Origin of the sequence: Paenibacillus sp. Soil724D2 (assembly GCF_001427935.1) — a bacterium.
Taxonomy (GTDB): Bacteria; Bacillota; Bacilli; order Paenibacillales; family NBRC-103111; genus Paenibacillus_E.
The window spans coordinates 1-24,944 of record NZ_LMRY01000012.1; the positions used below are offsets into that span (position 1 = coordinate 1).

At 44.2% G+C, this 24,944-nt stretch carries 27 protein-coding genes and 1 tRNA gene; 14 read left to right on the forward strand and 14 right to left on the reverse strand.

Annotated features, from left to right (window positions below; all coding sequences use genetic code 11):
• Positions 1-50: 50 nt before the first annotated feature.
• Entirely contained in the window at positions 51-392 is a 342-nt protein-coding gene (locus ASG85_RS13070; RefSeq protein ID WP_057303222.1) for a transposase, read from the forward strand.
• Positions 365-1,294, forward strand: coding sequence for an IS3 family transposase (locus ASG85_RS13075; protein ID WP_063860280.1), 930 nt, complete (start codon positions 365-367; stop codon positions 1,292-1,294). Before ASG85_RS13070 ends, ASG85_RS13075 begins: the two co-directional genes overlap by 28 nt.
• 468 nt (positions 1,295-1,762) lie before the next feature.
• On the opposite strand, the gene ASG85_RS13080 is transcribed toward ASG85_RS13075, so the two are convergent.
• Entirely contained in the window at positions 1,763-3,031 is a 1,269-nt protein-coding gene (locus ASG85_RS13080) for an MFS transporter (RefSeq protein ID WP_057307052.1), read from the reverse strand.
• Positions 3,032-3,198: 167 nt separating this feature from the next.
• Between ASG85_RS13080 and ASG85_RS13085 the strand changes: the two genes are divergently transcribed.
• The gene (locus ASG85_RS13085) at positions 3,199-3,786 is read left to right on the forward strand and encodes a TetR/AcrR family transcriptional regulator (RefSeq protein WP_057307051.1); all 588 of its coding nucleotides are present in this window, start codon (positions 3,199-3,201) and stop codon (positions 3,784-3,786) included.
• Positions 3,787-3,843: 57 nt separating this feature from the next.
• Here the strand turns inward: ASG85_RS13085 and ASG85_RS13090 are convergent, their stop codons facing one another.
• From ASG85_RS13090 to ASG85_RS13100, 3 genes are all read right to left on the reverse strand, one after another.
• Positions 3,844-5,520, reverse strand: coding sequence for an extracellular solute-binding protein (locus ASG85_RS13090; RefSeq protein ID WP_057307050.1), 1,677 nt, complete (start codon positions 5,518-5,520; stop codon positions 3,844-3,846).
• Positions 5,521-5,628: 108 nt separating this feature from the next.
• Entirely contained in the window at positions 5,629-7,236 is a 1,608-nt protein-coding gene (locus tag ASG85_RS13095; protein WP_057307049.1) for a response regulator transcription factor, read from the reverse strand.
• 1 nt (position 7,237) lies between these two features.
• Positions 7,238-9,052 (reverse strand): sensor histidine kinase, encoded by a 1,815-nt coding sequence (locus tag ASG85_RS13100; protein ID WP_057307048.1) that lies wholly within the window; start codon positions 9,050-9,052, stop codon positions 7,238-7,240.
• Between the two features lie 145 nt (positions 9,053-9,197).
• Between ASG85_RS13100 and ASG85_RS13105 the strand changes: the two genes are divergently transcribed.
• A complete protein-coding gene (locus ASG85_RS13105; protein ID WP_057307047.1) occupies positions 9,198-10,148 on the forward strand; it encodes an ABC transporter permease in 951 nt (316 codons plus the stop codon).
• Positions 10,149-10,200: 52 nt separating this feature from the next.
• Complete coding sequence (locus ASG85_RS13110) at positions 10,201-11,073, forward strand: carbohydrate ABC transporter permease (protein WP_057307046.1); 873 nt, start codon at positions 10,201-10,203, stop codon at positions 11,071-11,073.
• A 96-nt stretch (positions 11,074-11,169) separates the two neighbouring features.
• Here the strand turns inward: ASG85_RS13110 and ASG85_RS13115 are convergent, their stop codons facing one another.
• From ASG85_RS13115 to ASG85_RS13130, 4 genes are all read right to left on the reverse strand, one after another.
• Positions 11,170-11,409, reverse strand: coding sequence for a VOC family protein (locus tag ASG85_RS13115; protein ID WP_327205315.1), 240 nt, complete (start codon positions 11,407-11,409; stop codon positions 11,170-11,172).
• Positions 11,410-11,958: 549 nt separating this feature from the next.
• Positions 11,959-12,126, reverse strand: coding sequence for a hypothetical protein (locus ASG85_RS13125; RefSeq protein WP_235549452.1), 168 nt, complete (start codon positions 12,124-12,126; stop codon positions 11,959-11,961).
• A 131-nt stretch (positions 12,127-12,257) separates the two neighbouring features.
• A complete protein-coding gene (locus tag ASG85_RS38610) occupies positions 12,258-12,569 on the reverse strand; it encodes a hypothetical protein (RefSeq protein ID WP_162257255.1) in 312 nt (103 codons plus the stop codon).
• Positions 12,570-13,511: 942 nt separating this feature from the next.
• A tRNA-Ala gene (locus ASG85_RS13130) sits at positions 13,512-13,584 on the reverse strand.
• Positions 13,585-13,794: 210 nt separating this feature from the next.
• Between ASG85_RS13130 and ASG85_RS13135 the strand changes: the two genes are divergently transcribed.
• Together ASG85_RS13135 and ASG85_RS13140 are read left to right on the forward strand one after the other, a co-directional pair.
• A complete protein-coding gene (locus tag ASG85_RS13135; protein ID WP_057307042.1) occupies positions 13,795-14,082 on the forward strand; it encodes a hypothetical protein in 288 nt (95 codons plus the stop codon).
• A 16-nt stretch (positions 14,083-14,098) separates the two neighbouring features.
• Positions 14,099-14,614: a VanZ family protein gene (locus ASG85_RS13140; RefSeq protein ID WP_060646451.1), complete on the forward strand. Its 516-nt coding sequence runs from the start codon at positions 14,099-14,101 to the stop codon at positions 14,612-14,614.
• Here ASG85_RS13140 and ASG85_RS37825 read toward each other — a convergent pair.
• Positions 14,592-14,741 (reverse strand): hypothetical protein, encoded by a 150-nt coding sequence (locus ASG85_RS37825; RefSeq protein ID WP_156396556.1) that lies wholly within the window; start codon positions 14,739-14,741, stop codon positions 14,592-14,594. The genes ASG85_RS13140 and ASG85_RS37825 overlap by 23 nt on opposite strands.
• A gap of 114 nt (positions 14,742-14,855) precedes the next feature.
• Between ASG85_RS37825 and ASG85_RS13145 the strand changes: the two genes are divergently transcribed.
• A complete protein-coding gene (locus ASG85_RS13145; RefSeq protein WP_060646452.1) occupies positions 14,856-16,682 on the forward strand; it encodes an SgrR family transcriptional regulator in 1,827 nt (608 codons plus the stop codon).
• Positions 16,683-16,742: 60 nt separating this feature from the next.
• Entirely contained in the window at positions 16,743-17,144 is a 402-nt protein-coding gene (locus ASG85_RS13150; RefSeq protein ID WP_057307039.1) for a hypothetical protein, read from the forward strand.
• Between the two features lie 18 nt (positions 17,145-17,162).
• Here ASG85_RS13150 and ASG85_RS13155 read toward each other — a convergent pair whose 3' ends face one another.
• Complete coding sequence (locus ASG85_RS13155) at positions 17,163-17,423, reverse strand: hypothetical protein (protein WP_057307038.1); 261 nt, start codon at positions 17,421-17,423, stop codon at positions 17,163-17,165.
• Between the two features lie 187 nt (positions 17,424-17,610).
• Between ASG85_RS13155 and ASG85_RS13160 the strand changes: the two genes are divergently transcribed.
• Positions 17,611-18,276: a tetratricopeptide repeat protein gene (locus ASG85_RS13160; RefSeq protein WP_060646453.1), complete on the forward strand. Its 666-nt coding sequence runs from the start codon at positions 17,611-17,613 to the stop codon at positions 18,274-18,276.
• A 13-nt stretch (positions 18,277-18,289) separates the two neighbouring features.
• Here the strand turns inward: ASG85_RS13160 and ASG85_RS13165 are convergent, their stop codons facing one another.
• Positions 18,290-19,342 carry an acyltransferase gene (locus ASG85_RS13165; protein WP_060646454.1) on the reverse strand — a complete coding sequence of 351 codons (1,053 nt, stop codon included), beginning with the start codon at positions 19,340-19,342 and terminating at the stop codon, positions 18,290-18,292.
• A 271-nt stretch (positions 19,343-19,613) separates the two neighbouring features.
• Between ASG85_RS13165 and ASG85_RS13170 the strand changes: the two genes are divergently transcribed.
• Complete coding sequence (locus ASG85_RS13170) at positions 19,614-20,045, forward strand: DUF86 domain-containing protein (protein WP_060646455.1); 432 nt, start codon at positions 19,614-19,616, stop codon at positions 20,043-20,045.
• Positions 20,046-20,129: 84 nt separating this feature from the next.
• The gene (locus tag ASG85_RS13175) at positions 20,130-20,762 is read left to right on the forward strand and encodes a helix-turn-helix transcriptional regulator (RefSeq protein ID WP_082562562.1); all 633 of its coding nucleotides are present in this window, start codon (positions 20,130-20,132) and stop codon (positions 20,760-20,762) included.
• Positions 20,763-20,805: 43 nt separating this feature from the next.
• Here the strand turns inward: ASG85_RS13175 and ASG85_RS13180 are convergent, their stop codons facing one another.
• Positions 20,806-21,438, reverse strand: coding sequence for a bifunctional 4-hydroxy-2-oxoglutarate aldolase/2-dehydro-3-deoxy-phosphogluconate aldolase (locus ASG85_RS13180; protein WP_057307034.1), 633 nt, complete (start codon positions 21,436-21,438; stop codon positions 20,806-20,808).
• A gap of 175 nt (positions 21,439-21,613) precedes the next feature.
• On the opposite strand from ASG85_RS13180, the gene ASG85_RS13185 reads away from it, so the two are divergent.
• Together ASG85_RS13185 and ASG85_RS13190 are read left to right on the forward strand one after the other, a co-directional pair.
• Positions 21,614-22,060: a DUF948 domain-containing protein gene (locus ASG85_RS13185; protein ID WP_057307033.1), complete on the forward strand. Its 447-nt coding sequence runs from the start codon at positions 21,614-21,616 to the stop codon at positions 22,058-22,060.
• Positions 22,061-22,074: 14 nt separating this feature from the next.
• The gene (locus tag ASG85_RS13190; RefSeq protein ID WP_057307032.1) at positions 22,075-22,446 is read left to right on the forward strand and encodes a YtxH domain-containing protein; all 372 of its coding nucleotides are present in this window, start codon (positions 22,075-22,077) and stop codon (positions 22,444-22,446) included.
• Positions 22,447-22,494: 48 nt separating this feature from the next.
• Here the strand turns inward: ASG85_RS13190 and ASG85_RS13195 are convergent, their stop codons facing one another.
• Both ASG85_RS13195 and ASG85_RS13200 read right to left on the reverse strand, forming a co-directional pair.
• Positions 22,495-23,610, reverse strand: a complete 1,116-nt coding sequence (locus tag ASG85_RS13195; RefSeq protein WP_057307031.1) for a phosphodiester glycosidase family protein — start codon at positions 23,608-23,610, stop codon at positions 22,495-22,497.
• Between the two features lie 647 nt (positions 23,611-24,257).
• On the reverse strand, positions 24,258-24,917 hold the full coding sequence (locus ASG85_RS13200; RefSeq protein WP_057307030.1) for a helix-turn-helix domain-containing protein: 660 nt from the start codon (positions 24,915-24,917) through the stop codon (positions 24,258-24,260).
• Positions 24,918-24,944: the final 27 nt, after the last annotated feature.

The window sequence follows — 24,944 nt, forward strand, 5'->3', positions numbered from 1 at the left end:
GACACTTTTAGGCTAAGAAAATACAATGAAATTAGCCGGAGGTTGTTCGTATGAGGGTAAAGCATAGCAAGTTTGACGAACTGAGAATACAGGTCGTGGAAGAAGCGCTTGAGCGGGGGAACATTGCTTTAACAGCACGGAACCATGGATTATCCCCTTACTCGTTATACAATTGGATGAAACAATATCGAGATGAGGTGGAGCCTACAATGGGCAAGAAGAAGGATCTAGATAAATTTAACAATCCTCAAACCACAGAAGAATGGAAAGAGAAGTACGAGCAGGCTACGAAGCTCATAGGTGAAAAAGAACTAGAAATCGCAGTACTTCGTGACTTAGTTAAAAAAAAACATCCACACATCCAATGGAAGTGGCCCGAGAATGGATCTTAAAAGGTTATAAAGTTCGAACCATTCTAAGGATTTGCCATGTGCCTCGTTCTACGTATTACTATCAACCGAAAGAAGCTAACTCTCAGAAGAAAACCTCTCGGCGTGGGCGCCCCGCCTCAGGGTATTCCCTTACCTTCGCGGGCAAAAAAGTAAGAGATCATCTCATTAAACATTACATTGAAAAGCTCCTAGAAGGCGAGGAGTCTGCTTATGGTTATCGTAGAATAACCACTTGTTTACGCCGTAAATACAAACTTCGTATCAACAAGAAGAAAGTATACCGGCTATGTAAAGAGATGAAGATTCTTGCTAAACCTGCAAAGCCTTCTAAAGCTCATCCACGCCGTCTAGCCAATAATATGGAGGTTACAGGCCCTAATCAATTGTGGCAGCTGGATATTAAATATGGTTACGTAACTGGCTWACAGAGGCATTTCTATACCGCTAATATTATTGATGTCTACGATCGTCACCTAGTCGGATGTCATCGCGGTAAAGCTTGTGATACAAGTCATGTTCTCCGCGTGCTACAAAAGGCCATCCTGATGCGAGGCACAATGGACCAGGAGAAGCCATTAAYCGTTAGAACAGATAATGGCCCTCAGTTCATTAGCCATGCTTTCGGAACGTTCTGTGAGTCCAATCAGATTATTCATGAACGTACACCGAATCGAACCCCCAACAAGAATGCCTATGTCGAGTCTTACCATAGCACCTTAGAGCGAGAGTGCTTTAAACGAAACATCTTTATGAGTTACGAGGAAGCATTTGCAGAAGTAGATCGGTTTGTCACTTTTTACAACGAGCGTCGAATTCATTCGAGCTTGTATGACTATTCTCCCAAAGAATTTCTCGAGAAGTTAAAGAAAAATGAAGTAAAGCCGTTTAAACTCGCAATTTAATAAGTAATCTGTTGCTTTAGTCGACTAGTGTCCAGTATTAGGGGGTTAGACCGAANAGTTAAAGAAAAATGAAGTAAAGCCGTTTAAACTCGCAATTTAATAAGTAATCTGTTGCTTTAGTCGACTAGTGTCCAGTATTAGGGGGTTAGACCGAATTGTGGCCTATATAGGCCATTTCGCGACAAATGGGTTCAAATTGTTGTACAAACTACAACTTGAAGTTGCGAAATAGCCTTTGGGCGTGTGAATTGTTGTAGAGAATACAACATTAGCAATCATTATAACCGATTTGACCTCACGAAAGCTGGATGACTCTAAAATCGAATTTTGGAGTTATGTCTACCTGTTGTGAGGAGGTGAGAAGGCATAATGAATGAATCGACAGTCTCGAAGGTGATAAACCCGGCTCTGCTGCAGTTTGGCAATGGAACCGGGTTTTATGTTTTAACTCCTAAGGTTTGAAGGTTTCTAAGTCGTAGGCGTTATACGCCGGGTTAATCCCCAAAAGAGCAGGGCTAAGGCGCTTACTGAGGCACCCAGCAAGCATACGCCGATCCAGCCAGCGTATGAGAAAACAACAGTTGAAGAAATTGAACCGACGGCACTGCCGATGGAATAGAAGATCATGTAGCCAGCAGTGAGACGGCTGCGTGCCTCTGGACGTACGTTCAAAATCATGCTCTGATTGGTTACGTGCACAGCCTGCACCGCGAGATCCAGAGCGACAACTCCGACTATTAATGCCCACAGTGAGTTCTCAGCTAAGCTGATTGGCAACCATGATCCTAGAAGCAGAACTAGAGCTATACCGGTTGTTCGCTGACCTAGTCCGCGATCGGCCACACGTCCTGCCCGTGCAGCTGCTAGCGCTCCGGCAACACCTGCTAGGCCAAACGACCCGATTGCAGTATGTGAAAGAGATAATGGCGGTGCGCTGAGCGGCAGTACTAGCGAAGTCCATAAAATGCTGAATGCAGTAAAGATCAGCAGACAGATGACGGCACGTATACGCAGTATTGGTTCTTGAATGAACAGAGTGAACACGGAACGCAACAATTGCGGATAGGATAGGGGAGCTTTTACTTTATCGTGGTGTGGCAGCATCCGAAATAAAGCGATAGCCATTAAAAGCGTCATTACTGCGGAGACATCATAGACGGCACGCCATCCAGCGAGATCCGTCAGTACACCAGCGATGGTACGCGCCAATAGAATGCCGATCACGACACCGCTTGTCACCAAGCCAACCACACGGCCACGATCGTTCGGCGGAGCCAAAGTTGCAGCGAACGCAACAAGCACCTGTACCACTACGGCAAACAGCCCTACTACAGCCATACCTCCAAGGAGTACAGCACTTGTGGGCGCAATGCTTACCGTGAACAGTGCTAATACGGAGACTAGCAGCATACGGACAACCAAGCGACGTCGATCAAATAGATCCCCAAGCGGCACAAGAAATAGAAGTCCCAATGCATAGCAAATCTGAGTGATTGTAATAATTATGCCTACGAACGAATGACTGATGCCGAACTCCTTAGCAATAATGTCGAGAAGCGGTTGTGCGAAATAGATGTTGGCGACAGCAAGCCCGCTGGCGACTGCTAACAAGAGCGTGGCCGAGCGTGAAAGCGATGAATTGATATCCGATTCGGATACGTCGGACTCGCTTCGTACTTTTTTCACTTCTACACCGCTTGCATCCCCGACGTCTATATGTTCTTCAAGCTTCTCCATTGTTCACGCTCCTTGGCTGAATTTAGTTTTATTAATAACGTACTGATCAGTACGTTATTATAAGGAAAAACATACGACAATTGACTCTTATTGTCAACGATTTGACATTTAAATGCTGGAAAATATAAAATAATATCATACTGATCGTTATGGAAAGAAGGAATAATATGGCTAGGCTCCGTGAATTTGATGAGCAAAAGGCTTTAGATGCAGCTATGCATGTATTTTGGGAAAAAGGATTCGAGGCAACCTCGTTAAGCGATTTGACATCCAAAATGGGTATCCAGCGACCAAGCATTTACTCGGCATTTGGTGATAAAAAGGAACTGTTTGAAGCTGCGCTGCGAAAATATACACAGTTTCACGCTTCTAATGTTAGAGCGCGACTTCAAAAAAAGTCATCAGTGATAGAAGCATTTCGTTCCTATTTTGAAAGTATAGTGGCTGAAGAATACGAGGAGGGGCCCAAGCCCAATCGGGGTTGTTTTTGCCTGAACACGATGGTCGAACTTGCACCTCATGATACCAAATTTGCAATACTCACAAGAGAGCATCAGATGTATCTATCCGCTATATTTCAAGAAACGATTGAGCGAGGCATACGATCAGGTGAGCTTGATAACGCTACGAATCCATTAGCCTTAGCGCAGACACTTGTTGTCTCGTTAATCGGTCTTACAGTTATGATGAAATCACGTCCAGATCGCTCATTTATGAATAATTCTGTAGAATCCATTCTTACATTGCTCAAATAGGACGTAAAAAAACGGGCTTTCGCCCGTTTTGAAATCGTAGTTTTCTTACGACACCATTTATTTTTTGGTTACTGACGTGTACCACTCGTTGACTTCCTTCGTTGTCTGATCACCGCCATTAGCCTTCCAACTAGCGACGAATTCGTCAAACGCATTCACCGGCAATTTGCCATAGATGATTTTGTTGAATGTTTCCATTTCAGACTGACGCAGAAGGTTCCATTTCGAGATCATGGTCGGTGTCGCCGCACCGGTGAAATAGTTTTGCTTGCGAATGTCCATTTGTGACATGACGACTTTCGCAGCGTACCAGTTTTCAGGTTTGCGGAAATCTGCAATCTGCTTCTCATAAGGAGTTTCCGGCTTTTTGCCGTCCGCAAGCTTAACAAGCGTCTTCATATATAGATCCGGAATCCGCGCCGGTCCGGTTATGAATGTGAAGTCATTGCTGAAGTCTTTGATTTTGTCTTTATCACTAGTCGGTTTTCCATCCACGATGTCCCAATCATAGCCTTGGGCAAAGCCGTTTTCGAATTTGCTGCCGATTGGTGGGTTGGCCAAGTTGTCAAGCATGTAGTTGTAATACAGGAAGATGGCTTCCGGATGTTTAGCGTCTTTATTAATCATGAAGCTGCTGTTCACGCCAGAATTTTGCCATTTCGTGCCTGCCAGTCCATCTGGACCTGCTGGAACCGGATAGGCTTTATATTTCGAATTTTTTACATTCTTGATCAAATCCGGAGCCGGCCAGTCAGGAACCCAGTTTGCTCCAGGCAATACACCTGCATTTCCTTTTGTCCAGATCTCAGCAGATTTACCTTCGTCCCACAGAGCTGCATCAGGATGAATATAGCCTTTGTTCATCCATTCTTGAAGTTTCGCTAGCGCTTTCTTGGCCCCTGGGTTGATAGACCCATATTCAAGATTGCCATTTGCGTCTTTGTTCCATTGCTCCTCAACAGAGCCGTATGCCCCGAACAGCCAATCGAGTCCGCCCATCCATGTGTTCGTATTGTTTTTCAAGGAAATCGCGAGCGGATAGACATCCTTAGCAGCAAGCCCGTCCGGGTTCTGATTTTTGAATTTGTCCATCACGTTCTCTAAATCTGCGATCGTCTTGGGAGCCGTAAGATTCAGCTTCTCCATCCAATCTTCCCGGAGCCATAACATCGTATCGTCATTGTCGGTATATTCCAGAATTGGCAGGTTGTACTTCTTGCCATTTCTTGTGAAAGGGTACCATAGTTCTGGATGTTGAACGGTATGGTCTTTCCAAGTTTTGTTGGCGTACTTCTCAAACAACGCGTCAATGGCAACAAACTGGCCGGAATCGATCAATTGGTTGGTTAGTACGGGATCCGTTGGTACGAATACGAAATCTGGCAGTTTCTCGCCGGAAGCAATTGCAAGCTGAAGCTTCTGCTTATATTGATCCCCGCCAGCAGGGTACCAAGTATCTTTATGCTTGATACCTAGCGTCTCCAACATCCAACGATCGTGGACATTGTTCTCTTTGGTGTCGCCTTTGACGTACTTCTTTGGCGGGGCAAACATGACGACGGTGCTAATCTCAATTGGCGGATCGTATTTGCCTTTGGTGAATCCGGCATCGGATGCAGCGGTATCTTTTGAACCGGTAGTGACTGGCTTCTCACCAGACTTTCCGCTACAAGCCGAGATCACGATGAGTGAAGTGGCTACGAGCAGCAAGCATGATTTTTTGAGTTTACTCATTTTTGATTTCCCCCTACGGTGTAAAATTACTACAGTGTTAACTCTACCAACTTATTGGGGAAGGTATCTATATGATTATTTTAGTTTCCGTAAGACTTTGTTAGGCAATTAATTACCGTCTCTAAATTCTTGCGGTGTTACACCGAACTGGCGTTTAAACACTTTGATAAAGTAAGCCGGATCCAAATAACCGACTTCCGTGCTGATTTGATACACTTTTTTGTCGGTTGTCTTTAGCAAATGACAAGCACGCTCCATTCGCAGAGAGGACATGTAATCGCTTATCCCTTCACCGGTTTCAATCTTATAAATTTTGGATAAATGTGTCGGGTGTAAATTAACGTGGTCTGCAAGCGCACGCAGCGAAACATCGAGATGAAGGTTTTTCTCCGCAAAATCCTGGACTTTCTTTACATACAGGGATCGTATATCTTTGATTTCATTTGATGCATTCTCTTTTAGCTTGCCAAGCACGCCGAGAGACCACTTTCTAAGCTTGCTAATGGAGGAAAAAGCCTCTCCGCTCTGCAAGGATTCAATCTCTGATCCAATTAAGTTGGCCAATGTGTAGCCGTTCCGATGCGCTATATGCGTGAAGGAAGAAGCGATTGAAAATCCAGCCTCCATACAGTGCTCCCAGGATTCGGACCATCTATCATCAAGCTCCGCGAACACCGTCCCTAGTTTATCTTCCGCCGCATCCCAACGCCCGACCTCGAGCAGGTTAATCAAAGTAGGAGGCATATGGATCGCATCCAAGGTTCCCTTCGAAACGTTTTGCTCGAAATCGCCAACCCGCATGACGAACTCCTGTTCGTCTCCTACAATTTGCCGGAAATAGGCTGATGCCTGTCTATAATGGTCCGGTAACTGGTCCGGAAATTGGAACCACTCCGTAATAACGATGGACAGAGATCCTTTCAAGAATTGTTTCACTTTATACTGAAGCTGCATAGCAAGCTTTTCTAAAATAGTTTCATTCCCAACGTCAGAATGATCTCCCTTGAGCTGAAGCAGAAAAGCAAGATACCCATGCTCTTCCTTAACACCCCAGACTTCTGTAAATTCTCCGATAATCTCTTCGGCCATATTGATGATCGCATATTCCATCAACTGCTGCCCATTGTTTTTATATTGACCGAATTCTTCCTCCATACGGACGAGCAGGAGGGCACAATTGCCATAATGGAACGGTAATTCATAATTCTCTAGCTTCCGACTCCATTCGTCGATGGGCATGCGATGCCCCCGTAAGGCATCAAGCAGCAATTGGCCGCGAAGAAGCGGTAAGTTTTCGCGAAGGGTGTATTGGGTGCGTTCATGGGAGCTAACGCTTTCCCATTCATTATTCAATTGATCGATCGCAGCCTTGACGGCGTCAAACAATTCGTTGTCGGTCGGCGGTTTAAGCAGATAGTCTACTGCCTGATTTCGGACGGCTTCTTTCGTAAACTCAAAATCGGAATGACCGGATAATATAATGCATTTTATTTTTTTGTCAAACATGCGAATTCGCTCTATCAGCTCTATGCCTGTCATTTCAGGCATGAGAATGTCCGATATGACAATATCGATAGGATGCGTCTCGAGGATTTGAAGCGCCTCATGCGCAGAATAAGCTTTATGGACCTGTTCGATGCCGAGCGTATGCCAAGGTTTGTGCATGGATAGGTTGTCTACCCAGTGAGCTTCATCGTCTACTATGATCATTTGCATGTTACGTATCTCCTTGTATGAAGGGATGATGGCGATGTTCTTCTCCCGAGTTTAATTCCCAAATAATTTCTGTTCGAAATCCTCCAAGATGCGATTTCGTGAAATAGAGATAAGAGTTATCTCCGAATTGATGAATGATCCGCTGGTTGGTGTTCCAAAGACCACAGCCCATTTTCTCTTGTAAGGGCTCCAGCATTTTACGATTTAGCGCCATTTGCTGATCTTCCGTCATCCCGGGGCCGTCGTCATCGATATAAATCCTGCAATAGCCGCCTACAATCTCGCCGCTGATTCGAATTTCACCCGATGAATACGATTTCCCAACCCCATGAATGACGGCATTTTCCACAATCGGCTGGAGCAGCAACCGCGGAACTTGTTGGTTCAACAGCTCTTCGGGTATATCGATAAGGTAATAAATTCTGCCATTACGCAGCTTTTGAATGTCTAGGTAGTTGACGATCAGTCGAATTTCTTCGTCGAGACTAGCCGTTTCCCGCTCCATTCGGGTCGTGTAGCGGTAGTATGCGCTTAGATTATACGCCATGGAAACGACGGCCTCTTCGTTCTTCATCTGGGCCATGTTGACAATGTAGCCTAGGCAGTTGTAAAGAAAATGCGGATTAATTTGAGCTTGCAATTGCTTCAAAGTCGCATCCCTAGCCCTGAGTTTCTCATTGAGCACGTTTTCAATTAAGCCTTGAATTTGCTGAGACATATCATTAAATCGATGAAACAGAAATGAAAACTCATTGTGCGCATTTGTCTTGATCCTTACCGAAAAATCCCCCCGCTGTACGCTCTGTAATCCGCGAATTAGCTTTCTAATCGGACGTTGAACGTTCCGGTACAGCAGCACAGAGGAAGAAATACCGACCACAAAAAGCAGGACCATCGATAAATAGAATAGATTGCGGCTGAACGATATCGGTCCTAAGATTTGATCCAGTGGAACAATGTCAACCAAATGCCAGTCCAATTGGGGAGATTTCACAGCACTAACCAAATAATTTTTATTTTCTAATCTCACGACCTGCTGCATCGTATCTTCTAGTGACTGTCCGTCCAAATAATGGATGAGGTCACTTGATAGCTGCGTGGACGCGCTGCGATTCAGAATCGGAGTCTCACCCTTGTGGTAAAAGAAAGGATCTCCTTGACCGCCTGCCTTATAAGTGTCTAGCATATTTTGAATATTTTCATGACCAAAGCTGGCTTCAACCACCAGATTACTTCCACTAAGCGTATCCTGTTGGCCGAAAGAATCCGTATAGAACCAATAAAAGGCCTTCGGATCGCCTTGGGGCACGGTTTCGCCATCCCCATAAGTCCATTTTCCGGTCATATTCTTTTTCAAATATTTCTCATCATACTCGGACGTTTTAATGGCATTAGAAATGGCTTCTTTGTTCTGTTGGGAATACACCGTGTATTTAACCGGCCATATGTTCATAATACCGGACTGCAGCACCATCTTTTCCTGAACCACGTATCTAGTCTGCATCCGATCATAGCGATCTTCCCAGATGTTTAAGCCGTTGAATTTCTGAACATTTGGATCTTTCGAAAAGGTCATGACAAAGTCCATCATCTGATTGATCCTCGAGTCAATTTGGCTGGACAGAAAAGAGAGCTGTTTGATATTAGATACCTGTAGCTCTTTGCCTATAACATTGAATGCGATTCTATTGGAATATGTAAATACGATAATGATAGGGATGAACAAAATGATAATAAGACTGTTCATTTTGGCAAACAGACTAAACCTGGTACCGACCCTTCTTTTGACAAACGCAATACCTCTTTGCAGCTCCATAACCGATCCCCCCAGAAGATATCCCTAACAAAACCCTATCCATCCTAACATTGTCTTATAGTTTATGGGTAGCGTTTGTTGATACTATATATATCAGGGTTTCTCAAAATACACAAATGAGTTTTACGGAACGGGGTAGAGAGCTATGGACGCAAATACAGTACATCAAGTGACCCACAAGGCCACCGAACGTGTGAAAAGGAAAAGCGGCTACAAACAACCATGGATACTTCATCTCATGGTGCTGCCGGCTGTCCTATTGGTTTTTATTTTTTCTTACCTTCCCATGTCGGGGATTGTTATGGCTTTTCAAGATTATAAGTCAGGTTTGGGAATAACAGGCTCACCGTGGGTCGGTTTGAAGCATTTTCGTTATATGTTTGAGAATGATTATTTTTTGAAAATTACGTGGAATACCCTGTTCTTTGCTTGTACCAAGATTGTGATGAATTTAATCATTCCATTTATTTTCGCCTTGTTATTGAATGAAGTAAGGAACATGGGGCTCAAAAGGTCGATCCAAACGCTGGTCTACTTTCCCCACTTTCTTTCATGGGTCACACTCGCAGGGATTCTGATTGATTTGCTTGCCCAGACAGGGCTTGTCAACCAGTTCCTTTCCAGTGTGTTCGGCATTAAGCCGATTTTCTTTCTAGGCGACGGCAATTGGTTCCGATTTACCATTATTTTCAGTGATGTCTGGAAAGAATTTGGGTTCAATACGATTTTCTTCCTAGCGGCGCTCACTGCCATTAATCCAGCGCTGTACGAAGCCGCTGAAGTCGACGGGGCTAGCCGCTTCAAGCAAGCAATGCATATTACCATCCCATCCCTTATTCCGATCGCAATCGTAGTTGCAACTTTAGCTTTGGGCAATGTACTGAATGCGAACTTCGACCAAGTGTTTAACTTGTATAGTCCTCTGATCTATCAGCAGGGTGATATTATCGACACGTTTGTGTACCGGGAAGGTCTTCTTAGCGGGCAATTCAGCTTCGCAACAGCTGTCGGTCTATTCAAATCATTTATCAGCTTAATTTTAATCATCATATCCTATCGTCTTGCTTATAGATTCGCTGGATATCGAATCTTCTAATCGAATGCATACGAGATCAGTTTTTCTGCGAAAACTCTAAGGAGGACAACATATGTACCACAAAACGTTATCTTATCGCATATTTACCGTGTTTAACAATGCGCTGTTGATCATAATCTCTATTCTTTGCCTACTGCCGTTGTTCCACTTACTGATGGTGTCTTTAAGCTCAAACGCTCCCGCCAACGCCGGGTTGGTTACGTTTTGGCCGATCGGTTTTACATTTGATGCCTACGAAAAAACGTTTAACAATGCCCAATTTCTTACATCGCTTGGGGTATCCATTAAACGGACTATCCTTGGAACGGTGCTTGCGATGTTCGTTAACGCCATTGCAGCTTACGCGCTTTCGAAAGATGCTCGCGTCTTTCGCGCTCGCACCGGCTATCTTTGGTATTTTGTCATAACTATGCTGTTCAACGGGGGCCTGATTCCCAACTATATCCTTGTCTATAAGCTTGGTTTGATGAATACGATGTGGGCGCTTATACTGCCTGGAATGGTAGCAGTATATAACCTCATTCTGCTTCTTAACTTCTTCCGTAACGTTCCTAAAGATCTTGAGGAAGCTGCCTTTATTGACGGAGCAGGTCATTTTCGAACCTTCTTCACGATTTACTTGCCCATCTCATTACCAGCCATAGCGACGATTACCTTATTTACGATGGTTGGCCATTGGAACGCTTATTTTGACGGCTTGATCTATATGAAAGATGCTGAACATCTCCCGCTTGCAAGTTTCATGCAAACCATTATTGTTCAAGCAGATATGTCGAAGATTGATCTGTCAGCGGTTGCGAATCAATCTCAACGAACGATTCGGGCATCTCAAATATTTATCGGCGCGTTGCCCATATTGGTGGTCTACGCCTTCCTGCAACGTTTCTTTGTAAAAGGGATCTCTATCGGCGCCGTCAAGGAATGATGGATGAACCAGAAGGGGGCAAGGCTCTCTTATTGAAGATGTAAAAAGAAGAACACTGTGGCCATTATGGCTACAGTGTTCTTCTTTTTTGCCTTCTTACGCCTTCGGCATCTTCCACCGATGACCATCCAAATCAATGAAACCGGCTCCGTACGTCCATCCCTGATCATGAGGCTCACCGTAAATAGTGCCGCCAGCCTGTACCGCTTTCTCTAACATTTGATCTACTTCTTCTTTGCTCTCGGTATCAATGGATAGCAATACTTCGGTACCTTGCTTCGTATCTGCAATATCATTTTTAGTGAAACTTTTGAATGTGGACTCCGGAAAGAGCATCACGATAACTTTGCTATCTCCGATTAGTAAGCCAGCGGCATCATTACTATTGTGATGTCGCGGATGAAAAGAAAATCCAAGGGGGCGGATTGTCGGATTGGTTAGTGAAGGCTCATAACTAGGATCCAATTGAACCGGTGATTAAACCGCTTTCAAATTATTTCACTTTTAATTATGTAAGGAAGAAGATCACAAGATATATCCGTTTTGAGATCAAGGATACATTGCGAAGCTTGCAGCTCATCAATCCCCAGAATACTAGTTAAGTAAAATAGCATGTGATCATAGATCGAGTTGAAATTCTCTAGTTCGTTGGGGTTATCGGACAAATATTTTTGATGTTTCTTAACGAAATTCTCGGTGACAGGATTCAAAATGATATACCTCCAACTGGTTATAAAATCAATCTATCACAATTGGTTAGAGGTTGAATAGGAATTTTTTTATATCTATGTATGACCATATCCATAATAATAATTAGTCCTGTACTTTATTACTTGATTTATCGTCGAATGTGAGGAATTCTAATCGTAAATTGTGAAGTATGCGCTATTTGCGCTCTTTGATAAGTTCTTTAATTTCTTCAAATTGTCTCATGATTTTTTTATAGGTTAGATATCCAAATAGCGCCTTTAGCCCAAAGAAAATAACCGCCCCAATAATAATCAAAATATAATTGTGACTTATGACTTCAATCGCTTGATTTAATTTTTCCAATTGGCGGGCCTCCAAAATATTTCTTATCATGGAACAATTATGGTCAAAGCAGCCCAATGATAAACCACCTAATGGATAGTAAGGAAGTAGAACAGAGCCGCACGGGAAATTCGCCCGACTCTGTTACGAATTTATTTTTGAGTTTGTTCTCCTCTGTGCCCACCATGCCAAGTACCTTGATGCTCTTGATGTGGGCCGGTCCACTGTCCACTATGACCGTGGCTTCCTTGCCGGTGACCACCGTGCATACCATGATAAGGCATTGGATAGTAATGTGGATGATGTGGATATGGAACAGGATAAATGATCACTGGATGATGATGCATATGAGGATGATATGGATGGTATGGGTGATGAGGGTGGTGTGGATGATGTGGATGATGTGGATGATGTGGATGATGCGGATGGTGTGGATTAACATGATGACTTTGGTTGTAACTCATTGTTTAATCTCCTCCAAATTTTGATACACCAACCTATGTAGAAATATAATAACTGGATGCTTGACTATAACGATTTGGGCTTTCAAAAGGAACATAAGCAGCACGTTTGCACGTTATAATGTGGAAGTGTTACAACCCTTAACACACCATTCAGTGGTCCAATTACATCACAGCGTCAAGCGTTCAAGTGTATGCTTAAGTGTAACTAGGCACTACGCGGGCAGGATTGCTTAAGCTGCACATGGAACAGAAACAGAAGGGGCAGTTGAGGGACAAAGAATAAAACCTGCTCATGGTTAAAATGACCATAAGCAGGCGAAAGGAATTATTAATAACACAGCAAATAATTCTTTTAACTACCTTCTCTTATCTATTAGGTAAGGTGTGACAATTTGAAAATCTAGTGTATTATTCCAGACGTTATAACCCATACGGTTTCAGTTCTGGGATAAGACTCTGTTGAGAATACCGCTTGGGTTTTTGGATCACCACTTCTAATTACCCAACCACCAGAGATTACCCTCCTACTTGCTCCTGAATCTAAAATGAGTTTCTAGCGAGCCATTAGGTGATTCAAAGTGACTTTTACTGAATTCGGGAGTATCGACGCAGACAAACTTACCGGTGGATTCAGACGCCGTGCTCCTACACTCCGTTCCGTCCGCACGGGCGAACTTACAGGGGTTCTCTCTCAATAAATAAGCACATGACCTGATGGCCATGTGCTTTATTTATTCTATATGGAGCCTAGGGGGATGTATGAATCTAGATTGAAATGGCTAACGAAGCAGACTCGACGCAGACGAACTTAGCGGTAGATTCAGACGCCGTGCTCCTACACTCCGTTCCGTGCGCGCGGGCGAACCCTTCGGGGTTCTCTCCCCAATGCTCCAAATAAAAGAAGCACCACAACCAGTAAGGTTGTGGTGCTTCTTTTTAGTATGGAGCCTAGGGGGATCGAACCCCTGACCTCATCGCTGCCAGCGATGCGCTCTCCCAGCTGAGCTAAGGCCCCTCAATGTCGCTTAGTTAATGTCGACTTTTCGTATTATACATGAATTATTCAGCTCAAGCAAGTCCTGCATCGGAGAATTTTTCTATAGTTTTTCTTCCCAGCATAACCATTTGACGTTTCTGTTGCAAAGGGCGGCAAACGTTGTTTTCAGCCGGTTATTCATGCTAACCTATTAGAATAAACTAGTTGATCGTGTGGGAGTGTTGGAGAGTGTCGAATGCGGTGTTGTATTGGGTTTTCTTAGGTGTAGCTTTTGTCATTCCGTTTGTCATCGGTGTGTGGTTAATGCGGAAAACGAATCGATTGGGCTTCTCTTTCTGGATAACGACAGCTTTGAATATGGTTATGACGTTGGCTGCTGCGTTTTGGTGGAAGTCTGTGACAGATGATCCGTTCCGCATGATGTTTGGAATGGCCTTTTATGGGGTATCCGCAGTAAATCTGATGGTTATTGAATTTTTTGCTTTATTCAGCATTCGTAAGAAATTGAATCCTTAAGGGGAATGATCCACTCATGTCGAAATCATATTCAAAATTTTATTTCTATTTTTTCTTGATTGCTGCCGTCCTTTGGATGGCGTTTATTTTTTTAAAGTCGGCAGAATCGTACCAGCAGCAGAGCTTGCGGCCGATGTTGGAATCCAAGCTTTCGGGTGTTCAACTGATGAACTTATTCCCACATTGGGAGTTCTCCTATGACCACCAAAAGATCTCGTGGCAGGATCCCATTGGTGTCATCGAGTTCTTCATAAGAAAAGCAGGGCATGTTAGCGAGTACGCTGTCCTTGCCCTGCTCTGGTCCTTAGCACTGCTGGCGAAGCCTGTAAAAGTGGTCATGGCACTGCTCACCTCCTCCATCATTTCGTTAGTTTATGCGGCTTCCGATGAATGGCATCAAACTTTTGTAAAGGATCGAACGGGGCATGGGATTGATGTTGCTGTTGATGCCATCGGTATACTTCTGGCCATTCTCCTCGTCCTAGTGGTTCTCTGGATAAGAACTAGGATTAAACGAAGAAAAATAAGTTAGTTAGAAGCATGTAGACTTTTCGTTTTTTAATCGATTTCCATTTCCAATGCTCGCGAGCTTCGCTTTCCAAATCTTGCTGCTGCCATTGCATCAGCTTCTCGGATACGTATAGATCTGTAGGTTGCATACGGTTCACCTTCCTTTCTTTTCCTGTTAGGTCTAGTTTACATCTAGAATAAGGGGAACAAAAAGAGTATAATTCTCTTTAACGATTTCCCCTTTTATGGAAAGGATGTTGAGTATGCAGCTTTTGACCCATTTCTTAGAGCTTCGAGCTAGTTTTGAACATGGGGTAGAACATGAACCACAACCTATAACGTTAGATGAATTGGCAGATAGATTGTATTGTACAACACGTAATGTAAAGATTTTGCTTAAAAAAATGATGGAGCATGGCTGGGTATCCTGGAAGCCTGGAAGAGGAAGAGGTAATGTCTCCGAGCTTACGTTTCTTGTTTCCTCGGAGGATATGATTTCCAAGCAGGCGATGGAGCTGGCGGGCCGAGGCGATTATAAAGGGACGATTGAACTGATACACCAATTGGGCAAGGGAGAGGGGCTGCAGGACTCTTTCATCGATTGGTTGTTCAGTTTTTTTGGTTATCGTGCAGTCGAACTTGAGGAGCGTTACAAGGATACATTACGGTTTCCGGTCTATAAATGGTTGGTGACTTTGGATCCGGCGCACTCTTTTTATGCATTCGACTGTCATCTCATTAATCAAATATTTGACACATTGATTGTGTATAATCCGCAAACAAGGATCTTTGAGCCCCATTTGGCGCATTATTGGGAAGTTAGCGAGGATGGCTTATATTATACGTTCTATTTGCGAAAAGGCGTGCTGTTTCATCATGGCAGAGAGATGACAGCGCATGATGTTTTTTACACATTTTCGAGATTGAAAGAGCTTGGTCTTTCGGCATGTCAAGGTTGGATGAGCGAAAGTATTGAGAATATGACGGTACTAAATCGAAGTGCGATTGCTATCGAGTTGATGCAGCCGAATGTGCTCTTTTTGCAGCAGTTATCGCATTCCTCGATGGCTATCCTGCCGGAGGATATTTGTCGGGATAACGAGGGAATCTTCGGACGTATGCCCATTGGGACAGGACCATTCAGGCTAGAACGAAATGATGATTATATCTGTAAACTTCGTGCTTTCGATGGTTATTTTGGGGTTAGGCCACATCTGGATCAAGTGGAAATCTGGCTTTTGCCGCAGGATTTATCTGAGGTTGGCCCTAGTTGGGATATGGTGCAAGTACTTTGCGACCATACGAATTCCCGTAAGCCTGTTGGTGCTGTCGGTAAAGATACGGAATGGCACCAGATTGAGCAGTCGATTCTCGGCTGCAGCCTGCTCACTTTTAATCAGAATAAAAAAGGGCCTCAGCAGGATACTCGATTCCGCAAAGCGATTGACCTGATTATGGATCGTGATCGAATGATTGAGGAGCTTGGAGGCTTCAGAGAAGCACCTGCCAGCAGTTTTTTACCGATGTTGGATCGCAAAGGAACTGTCTCCGGTTATCGTACTGATTTCGTAGAGGCTAAGCGCCTTCTTGATGAAATGGAGTATGACGGTGAGCCCCTTCACATGTACATTTATAGTAACAACAACGAAGATGCGTTATGGATCTGTGAGCAGTGTATCAAAATTGGAATTAGGATTGAACTGACAACCCGGAGTAAATCAGATATGATGGCGCTGGACACGATCCAAGAAGCGGACCTCATATTCTATCACATTTGTATGGAAAGCGATTATGACCTTCATATTATTCAGACGCTTAAGCAAAGTAACAGCTACGTCCGCGCCCATTTAAATAGCGATCAAATGGCATGGGTTGATGCAGAAATCGATCAAATTCTCCAAAATGCAAGTCAAGAAGCGCGCATATGCAAGCTAAACGAGTTAATTGAAGTGCTTCAGGAGGAGAAATCGTTTCTGTTCGTGCTCCATCGTTCTCAGCAAACCACGTATCATGATTCGATCAAGGGAGTGAGCATTAACGATTTGGGTTGGGTTGATTTTCGAAAAATATGGTTCACTCCAAGCGTTTGATAAATCCTATAAAACTGGAAATACTCTTCTTAATAAAAGGTAACATTAGGAGGGTATGACATGAGGGAAATTAAACAGGCGAACATTGTTCGCTTCACAGAACGCAATGATGTTCGGTGCGCCGATGTCGAAGTTAAAGCCGATGGCACAGAAGGAATTTTACTAGCTGAATTCACGGCCACGAAGGATAACGACTTTGACATGAGACATGTGTACCGCAAAGAAGCATCGAATGAAATCGACTGGTATGATAACAATTTACATGAGGCGTTTAAAGATGTTTCTGAGGAATTGTTCAATAACAAGGATATTGATAAAGAGTGGGGTGAGCGCGAGGCGTTCATAGAAGAAATCCTGTCGTTCGGTTCGATTCGGAAAGAGCTGGAGGAACATTTTCATCGTACTCACACAGCTTCGCTTTTTCATACAGACGATGTGGAAGATCAGACCTTTTTACATTAATAAAAAAATAAACGACCGTTAAGGTCGTCTAGTATATGGTTCGTAGCGGCTTTCCATCGCGTGCCAGCGTGCGTTAGCCACGAAGAAACCTATGAAGACAAAGACGAGAAGACGAATCGGCAGCCAAACTAATTTGAGCTCTTGAAAACTAAGAAATTCGATGACACTAAACAATAACGTGAGTCCGATGCCCCAAGGGAGCAGGCCGAACAGAATTAAATACTTGGATCTTCCCAGTTGTTTTCTTTTGTGCCAAATTTCTTTACGTGGATCGCTCATAGATAAACTCCCTTTTTCTTTTCATTATAGCACCGCTTCAAAAAAATCTCGAATGATGCTCTATCCTTCAGATGAATAATAAATCGTGGAAGCACTTAGCTGAAGGCTGAGTGCTTTTTTCTTTGAATAGGGATGACCAAACTAGGAAGATTATGGTAGGATAAGGAAGTTGAAAGGAGGGTTTACCGTGCTTACTAAATTACTTGCTTTCGGTTTATTATGGCGTCTTGTTGGCAATCCGTTTCTTGCTCTTCTTATTTTATTAGTCATTCTGTACGTGCTAGATAGAAGATTTATCGGGTTAACACCAAACATTTTCAAGCCATTTCAATTAAGCCGCAGAGCATCTAGATTGCGAAGTGACTTGCACGCTAATCCGCATAATACGTCAGCTAAATTGGAGTTGGCAAGGATTCTAATCGAGCGCAAAAAGTTCGGCGAAGCGCGTCCCTACTTGGAACAAACCCTGTCTATTATGGAAGAATCTGCAGACGTCCACTATGAGATTGGCCTTTGCCACCTTAAGCTAGGAGATCTCATCAAGGGTGAAAGCTATATGCTCAAAGCGGTAGAATTAAATCCACGAGTCAAATTTGGCGAAGCTTATTTACGACTTGGTGAAGCTTTGGCTTCATCGTCACCAGTGAGAGCAGCGCAATACATCGAGCAATTCCGAGACCTGCATTCTTCGTCGGTTGAAGCTTACTACCGTCTTGGCCAGCTGTACCAGCAGCTCGGCCGCGCAGAAGATGCCAAGCGCGCTTACCGCGAAGCGCTGGATATTCACCGCGGCTTGCCGCGTTACAGCCGCAGACAGCAGCGGCGATGGGCGCTATTAGCCCGCTTTAAATGAAAGAAGGTTCCGCTCAGTTGGCGGAACCTTTTCTTTGTGCGCTCGCATACAGCCGCACGAGCAGCCAAGAGCCAAGCAGTCCGATGAGAATCGACGCGACCGTGTGTAGATCGTACAGCCAGAGCTGCTCCTTCGCTGGCGCGATGCGATCCCAAAGCGTAAGAAGCGCAGGATGTACGAGGTAGATGCCGAAAGAAGCTCCGCCTAAGGAAGATAACGTGGTGCCGAGCGGTGAGCCGCTCTCGAGCAGTTTACGCCCCCATTGCATGCAGCATAGCGGGATCGCCATACAATACAGGAGAAGCGCTAGCTCGAACCATGAATTTTCTATAGAAGCGAGCCCGTATTCGTGGAGTAATAGCATCCCCACAAAAGCGGCACCTGCTAGGAGCATGATGCTCCAAATCCAACTTTTAAAGCGGTTAGACCAAGCAACAATCTCCGCATAATGAATGCCCATGAAAGCGCCGAATGCAAATAGGGCTGAATAGCTTAGAAACAGTGAGGCGTACTCTGGAAGAGGATACACCCAATGATGAAAGCAGTAAGCAACTGCTTGAATACCGATACCTATAGGAATAAGTCCTTGGCGAAACCGATGAGACCGTCTAGCAGCCGTAATCATCAGAGGGAATAAGAGATAGAACTGAACAATAATGACCATATAATAGAGATGATAGCTGGCATTTCCCGACATGAGCAGTTTGATTACATATATAAGGTCAAAACCAATGTTGCCATGAAATAGGAATTGATTGAATAAGTAATAAAAAAGTGACCAAAGCACATAGGGAATCAGAATTTTTCGCAAACGTTTCGTCCAGAAAACCCGCGACATTCCCGGCTCCCAGCGGTCGTAGTACGTATAAAATAAGACAACACCGCTAATCCAAATAAAGAGTGGAACGGTGAACAAGCTGGTTTTGTTGAGGATGAAAAATACGGCATGAGACCCAGTTCCTAACGGCAGCTGAGTCGCGCCTGAAGTACCATGAATGACGAGGACTGCGATGATCGCTATTGCGCGTACGATGTCGATTTCGGTAAGCTTGGGCCTTGATAACATGTCTATGACTCTCCTTTTTTCACTTTTTTCACTCTATCATGAAAGAAATGAGAGAACAATACGGTTCCCAAGAGAATCTTGCTTGGCTTGACGCTCCCCCGCACCCGCGATAAACTGATAGTAGAATGAACCAAGTGAAAGTCAAGAGGGTGAATGAACGTGAGTTATGAATACGTCATGCAGGCTGTATTGTTAGTATTTCTGGTTATAATTACTTTTTTTGCAATGATGATTTGGACGAAATGGCGAAAAAGAGGACGGAGATAGCCCCATGTATTTTATTAATCATGAACAGATCAATCAAAGAATTCAATTTCTGGCTGCTCTAGCTGATGCTAGCAAGCAATTAGAAGAGCAGTGGGCGAAAGGTACCAATGATCTTGTATGGCAGCTTGCGCAGGAACGTGTTCTGCATTTAGCGATCGAAACAGTGACAGATGTTGGGAGCTTGCTGATTGATGCTTTTATACTAAGAGATGCTAGCAGCTATGAGGATATCGTGGAAATTGTACATGGAGAAGGCGCCTATTCCGAATCGTTGACAGAGACGCTGCTTCAGCTCGTGAAGCTCAGAAAGCCTCTTGTCCAGGATTATGTTGACTGGAACCGCCAGGAATTGAACCCGCTAATCTCGAAACTTCCAGCAGCTTTTGAAGAATTTGCAGCGAGTGTTCGAGCTTTTATTAAGAGCGAATTGGAATAACATACATAGTTGTTTCTTAATTTACTTATTGTTAACAATGCTGTAAAATGAGACATAAATGACAGTTCCGAGGTAGGTGAGAGAGTGAATCATGCACTTGAGACATCCACGCGTAAAGTGATTCTTTCTATGCTCAAAACTCAGGGACCGCTAAGTGTCCATGATATTTCCAAACAGCTCGGAATTACGGAAATGGCTGTCAGGCGTCATATCCATTCCTTGGAGAAGGATGATCTGCTCGAAACGAAGCTGGTTAGGCAAGCTATGGGAAGACCGTCTAACGTCTATACATTAGCTCCGCAAGCAGATGAATTGTTTCCTAAGAAATACATGCAATTGACGCTCGATTTGCTTGATGAATTATTAGAAGACGAAGGTCAAGAGAAGATCGAACGACTTTTTGAAGGCAGGCAAGCTAAGCTTGAATCCCGGTATCAATCGCGTATGAACGAGAAAAGCTTGGAAGAGCGGGTGGCTGAGTTAGCGTCTATTCAGAACGAGAATGGATATATGGTGGACTGGTCACAGCTTGGAGAGGACGCGTATATGTTTAGTGAACATAACTGTCCGATAACGCAGGTGGCGAATACTTTTGCCCAAGCTTGTCAGTGTGAGTTAGCCTTGTTTCGGAATTTGCTTGACGCGAACGTGGAGCGAACCGAGTGTTTAGCGAAGGGTGCTAGCAAGTGTGTCTATATTATTCGTCAAAATAAATAACCATCAACCTCACATACGGAGGAAGATGGTTTTTTTGTTTGTCCTAACGCGAAGCAGCAAGGAGACTTGCAGCTTTATCTGTAACCCACTCGAAGCGGCCTGCTTCGATTTCTTTGAGATTAATCAAGGAGCCACCGATGCCTAATCCGTAACAACCAATGTTTAGGAATTGTTTGATATTCTCCTCCGTAACCCCGCCGACGGCTATCAATGGAATTTGGTCTAGAGGACCCATCAATTCTTTGATATATGTGAGACCTAAGCTCGCGCTCGGAAATACTTTAACGGCCGTAGCGCCAGCCTTCCATGCTTTAACGATTTCGGTTGGTGTCATAGCACCTGGGAAAATCGGAATCCCCTCCGTACTAGCCCAGCGGATCACTTCCTCATCCATATTCGGAGTCACTAAGAACGAAGCACCGGCATGGACTGCTTTCTTAGCATCTTCTAGATCTAGTACAGTACCCGCGCCAATAAACATGCGCTGACCCGATTTATCCTGCAGCTCACGAATCATACGCAGAGCCCCTGGTGTATTGAGTGTGACCTCCATTACGGTAATGCCACCTGTAAGAAGTGCGTCAGCTAAAGAGAGAATGTGTGTTTCTTGCACACCTCGAACGATGGCAATGATACGGGTGCGCTCGATTTCTTTAAGTCCTTGCTCTCTGTTCATCTTAATCCTCCAAGTGTTCTAGTTTGATTTGTTTTCATTATGACAGGTCTCAGAAATTTTTCCAGCTTTTTGTGTCAAAACAAGCTGCTCCTACCTATACTGTAGTAAATCATAGGCATTCGTCTAGAAGCCGTCATCAAACCTCACCGTTATTAGCTCCCAGGAGGTGCCCGTCATGACATGGATAGAGATAAGTATCGTCAGTTCAGCAGTTGCTTTCATCGTGCTCGTCGGCTTTGCCATTCGCATGTTGATTACCATTGTGCAGATACTAGGCAAGTTGGGCGATACGGCTGCTCAAGCTAGGAAGAACTTAGCTGAGACTGCAGAGCAAGCGGAGCAGTTGATGACGAAGGTAGGGCTGCTCACCGAAGAGGTGCATATGCAGTTACTTACACTAGAGCCCAGTATCCAATCTGTGGAGAAGGCAGGAGCAGCTATAGGGGATGTCGCTTCTGCACTTCGCAAAGCCTCACGTGTGATGAACGAATCGATTCATGGTGCGGAAAAGGTTGTACATACCCACCAGAAGCGAATCCAAGATGCCATGGAGTGGGCAACGACGGGATTTGAGCTGTGGCAAAGATGGCAAGCGTATCGGAATGCCAAATCAGACAATTAAGGAGTGGATTTCTCATGTCCAATGAAAGAAAAGGTAAAGATCTTCTCATCGGTGCGGTTGTTGGAGGCATACTCGGAGCGGCAACTGCGCTTCTGTTTGCACCGAAATCAGGCCGTGAATTGAGAAGTGACATTGCGGAGCAAGCGCAAGTGGTTAGCGACAAAACGGTACAAATCGCAAGCAACGTAAGTCAAAAAACGCAAGAAGTTGCGAAAACCGTAAGCACAACAACATCTGAGCTATATGGAAAAGCAAAAGACACAGCCGTAAACGTTGTGGATACCGTTCGTTCCTGGAAAGAGTCCAAGAGTGACGAAGAGCTGGACTCACCGGATGAAGAAGTAAACGAAGCTGCCGAAGATTTGGTCATTCTAGGAAATCGTTAAAACAGAAAAAGCAGGAAGCTCTTAAAATAGAGCTTTCTGCTTTTTCTTTTACCACTTGGAAGGATCAATTTTGCGAATATCTAAACCTTCCCAAACGTTCTTAATGTTCGCTGTTTCCGGATGATCGAAGAGAAGCCAGGCTGTAGGGAGGTATCGTTCCCCGTATTCACTTGATGGCTTGTTGATGATCTCATTGTTATGAACGAGTACTGTTGAGGCGCCACCATCTAGATTCGCAGCCGTTACAGCTCCATGCTCTAGGAAAATCTGCTGTACATCATACAGCGTTGCTCCGATGCTATGCTTCTGTCTGCCATCGATGATAGCGAATAGAATGGAGCCGTCCTTCGTCTGCGCCATGCTGGTACGCGGAGCGATTCCCCAACCATCGGCTTGGCTCTTAATCTGCCCAACCCCATTCACAATGAACCGAGGGCTGAACGAAACAGCTTCCTGTACGCCCATGTCCACAAGCTCGGAAACCTTGTACTTGCCTGCAATCATGCGGCCTTCTTTATCGATACCAACAACTTGCACAGTGCCGTTCATGCCTTTGTCATTATAAAAGATTTTGCCTCCGGAGATAACAATTCCTTCAGGCTGGAAGCCGTTTCCTTCCCAATTGGGGTCGATGAATCCTCCACCGTTAACACCAAGAATTGCTCCGGTTCTTTTGACCATAGAGGAAACCTTCTCCCCTTTGCCCGCTTTCTCAGGTACGGCAATTCGAAGCTTTTTCGGATCCGAAATCGTGACGAGCTGTCCTTTGAAATTGGTACCCGAAATCGGTTCAATCGTGACCAAATCTTTCTTGGCAACTACTGGGGCAAGGGGGGAGTTTTGATTAATTTCAACGAATCCCTTATCTTTCTCATCGCCCATTTCGTCGAACTTCTTCCAATAAGCTTCCACGCGCTTCTGTAATTCTGTAGATCCTATCAAATATTTGGCCCACTCCCTGTGTTGGGTTGTAATCAAAGTGTCAGCCATCATTAATCTTACATTCGAACCAGAGGAAGTTAGGAAAAACCAACATAAGGACATTACAGAAAGTAAGGTAAACCCAAGTACTCCATACACGATAAAGCTCATTCCCGCAGACCTTTTGCGTTTAACTCTCGTTAGACGAGAAGACTGCTGGGAGGTGGTTTGTTGTACAGCCATTTATTCTTTACCTATCCTCTCTGCCAAAAAATCAATCTAACCATCCATATAAATAAACGAAAAGAAAGGAGAAAAAGTTTCATAAACGAATGAACTTTTCTCCTTTTTTTGTAAGATAAGAATTTATATGTTTTGGGTGACCGAGGGGTTACCCTTTATTACAGGTGAGATAAGGCCTGATATTCGCGCTGAGTATGGTTTGAAACGATGAAGATGAAAACAGTGCTGGCTTCCCGCCTGCGTGCAGCATGTAACGATGTTTTACATCGTTACAGAAGGCTCCGCCGAGCTATCGCGCGCTGGAACGATGATATTCATCGTTGCAGATGAAAACAGTGCTGGCTCCCGCGCTGCGTGCAACATGTAACGATGTTTTACATCGTTACAGAAGGCTCTTCCTTGCTATCGCGCGGTGTAACGATGATATTCATCGTTGCAGATGAAAACAGTGCTGGCTCCCACGCTGCGTGCAGCATGTAACGATGTTTCACATCGTTACAGAAGGCTCTTCCTTGCTATCGCGTGCTGGAACGATGATATTCATCGTTACAGATGTCCAAGTAGCTGGTAGGGGCTGATAGTCGAAGGACCTTGCTAATGGCAAGGGTTTTCTTACAAACGCGCTCGTCCCTTTATCCTTCGTATTCTTAAATATGCCGCTTTAAAGCCTGGAAAAGTGAATCCGTTGCGGAGTTACGGTCGTATTGAAACTCTAATCCCATTCCTGTGTTATTTGCTACACTGCGGACGATTAAATCATGGTATTTCTTCTGACGAATCGCAGCGATAATGACAAATTTGCTGACTCCTAGAGGATCGAAATAGAGTTTTCCTTCTTTTTCGATGTATTTCTGCACATGATTTAGGTTGACGAATAAGTCGGTATCCATCTTCTTAAATCCTTGCTCTTCAAGCTTATCTAGGAAATGACTGAAATCCAGTAATGAATTTACACTTCGGCTAACTTTGCCAATTCGTGTATGGTACGTAATTTCCTTCGTACTGACTTCGATAAACAGTGTATCCGACATAGGGACTAGCTCCTGCTCATTGATGGCATGGACGTCCTCTTTTTCGAGATACCCGGCCTTCTCCATAAGTTCTGTATATGAAAAGTTGTAGGCATCCGACAGCTTTTTCAGCGTGACAGGTGAGGGTTTGATTTTCTCATTGGTGGAACGATTCCGCTCTAGTTCAAGATCTCTGATGTAGGCATGTGAAAGTCCGCTTTTATGGGCCGCTTCACGCAAAGACATCTTACCCCGCAAGCTTTCCAAAAATTTACCGAATCCTTCAAATTGTTTCATAATAACGTATCCCTCCATATGTTTTAA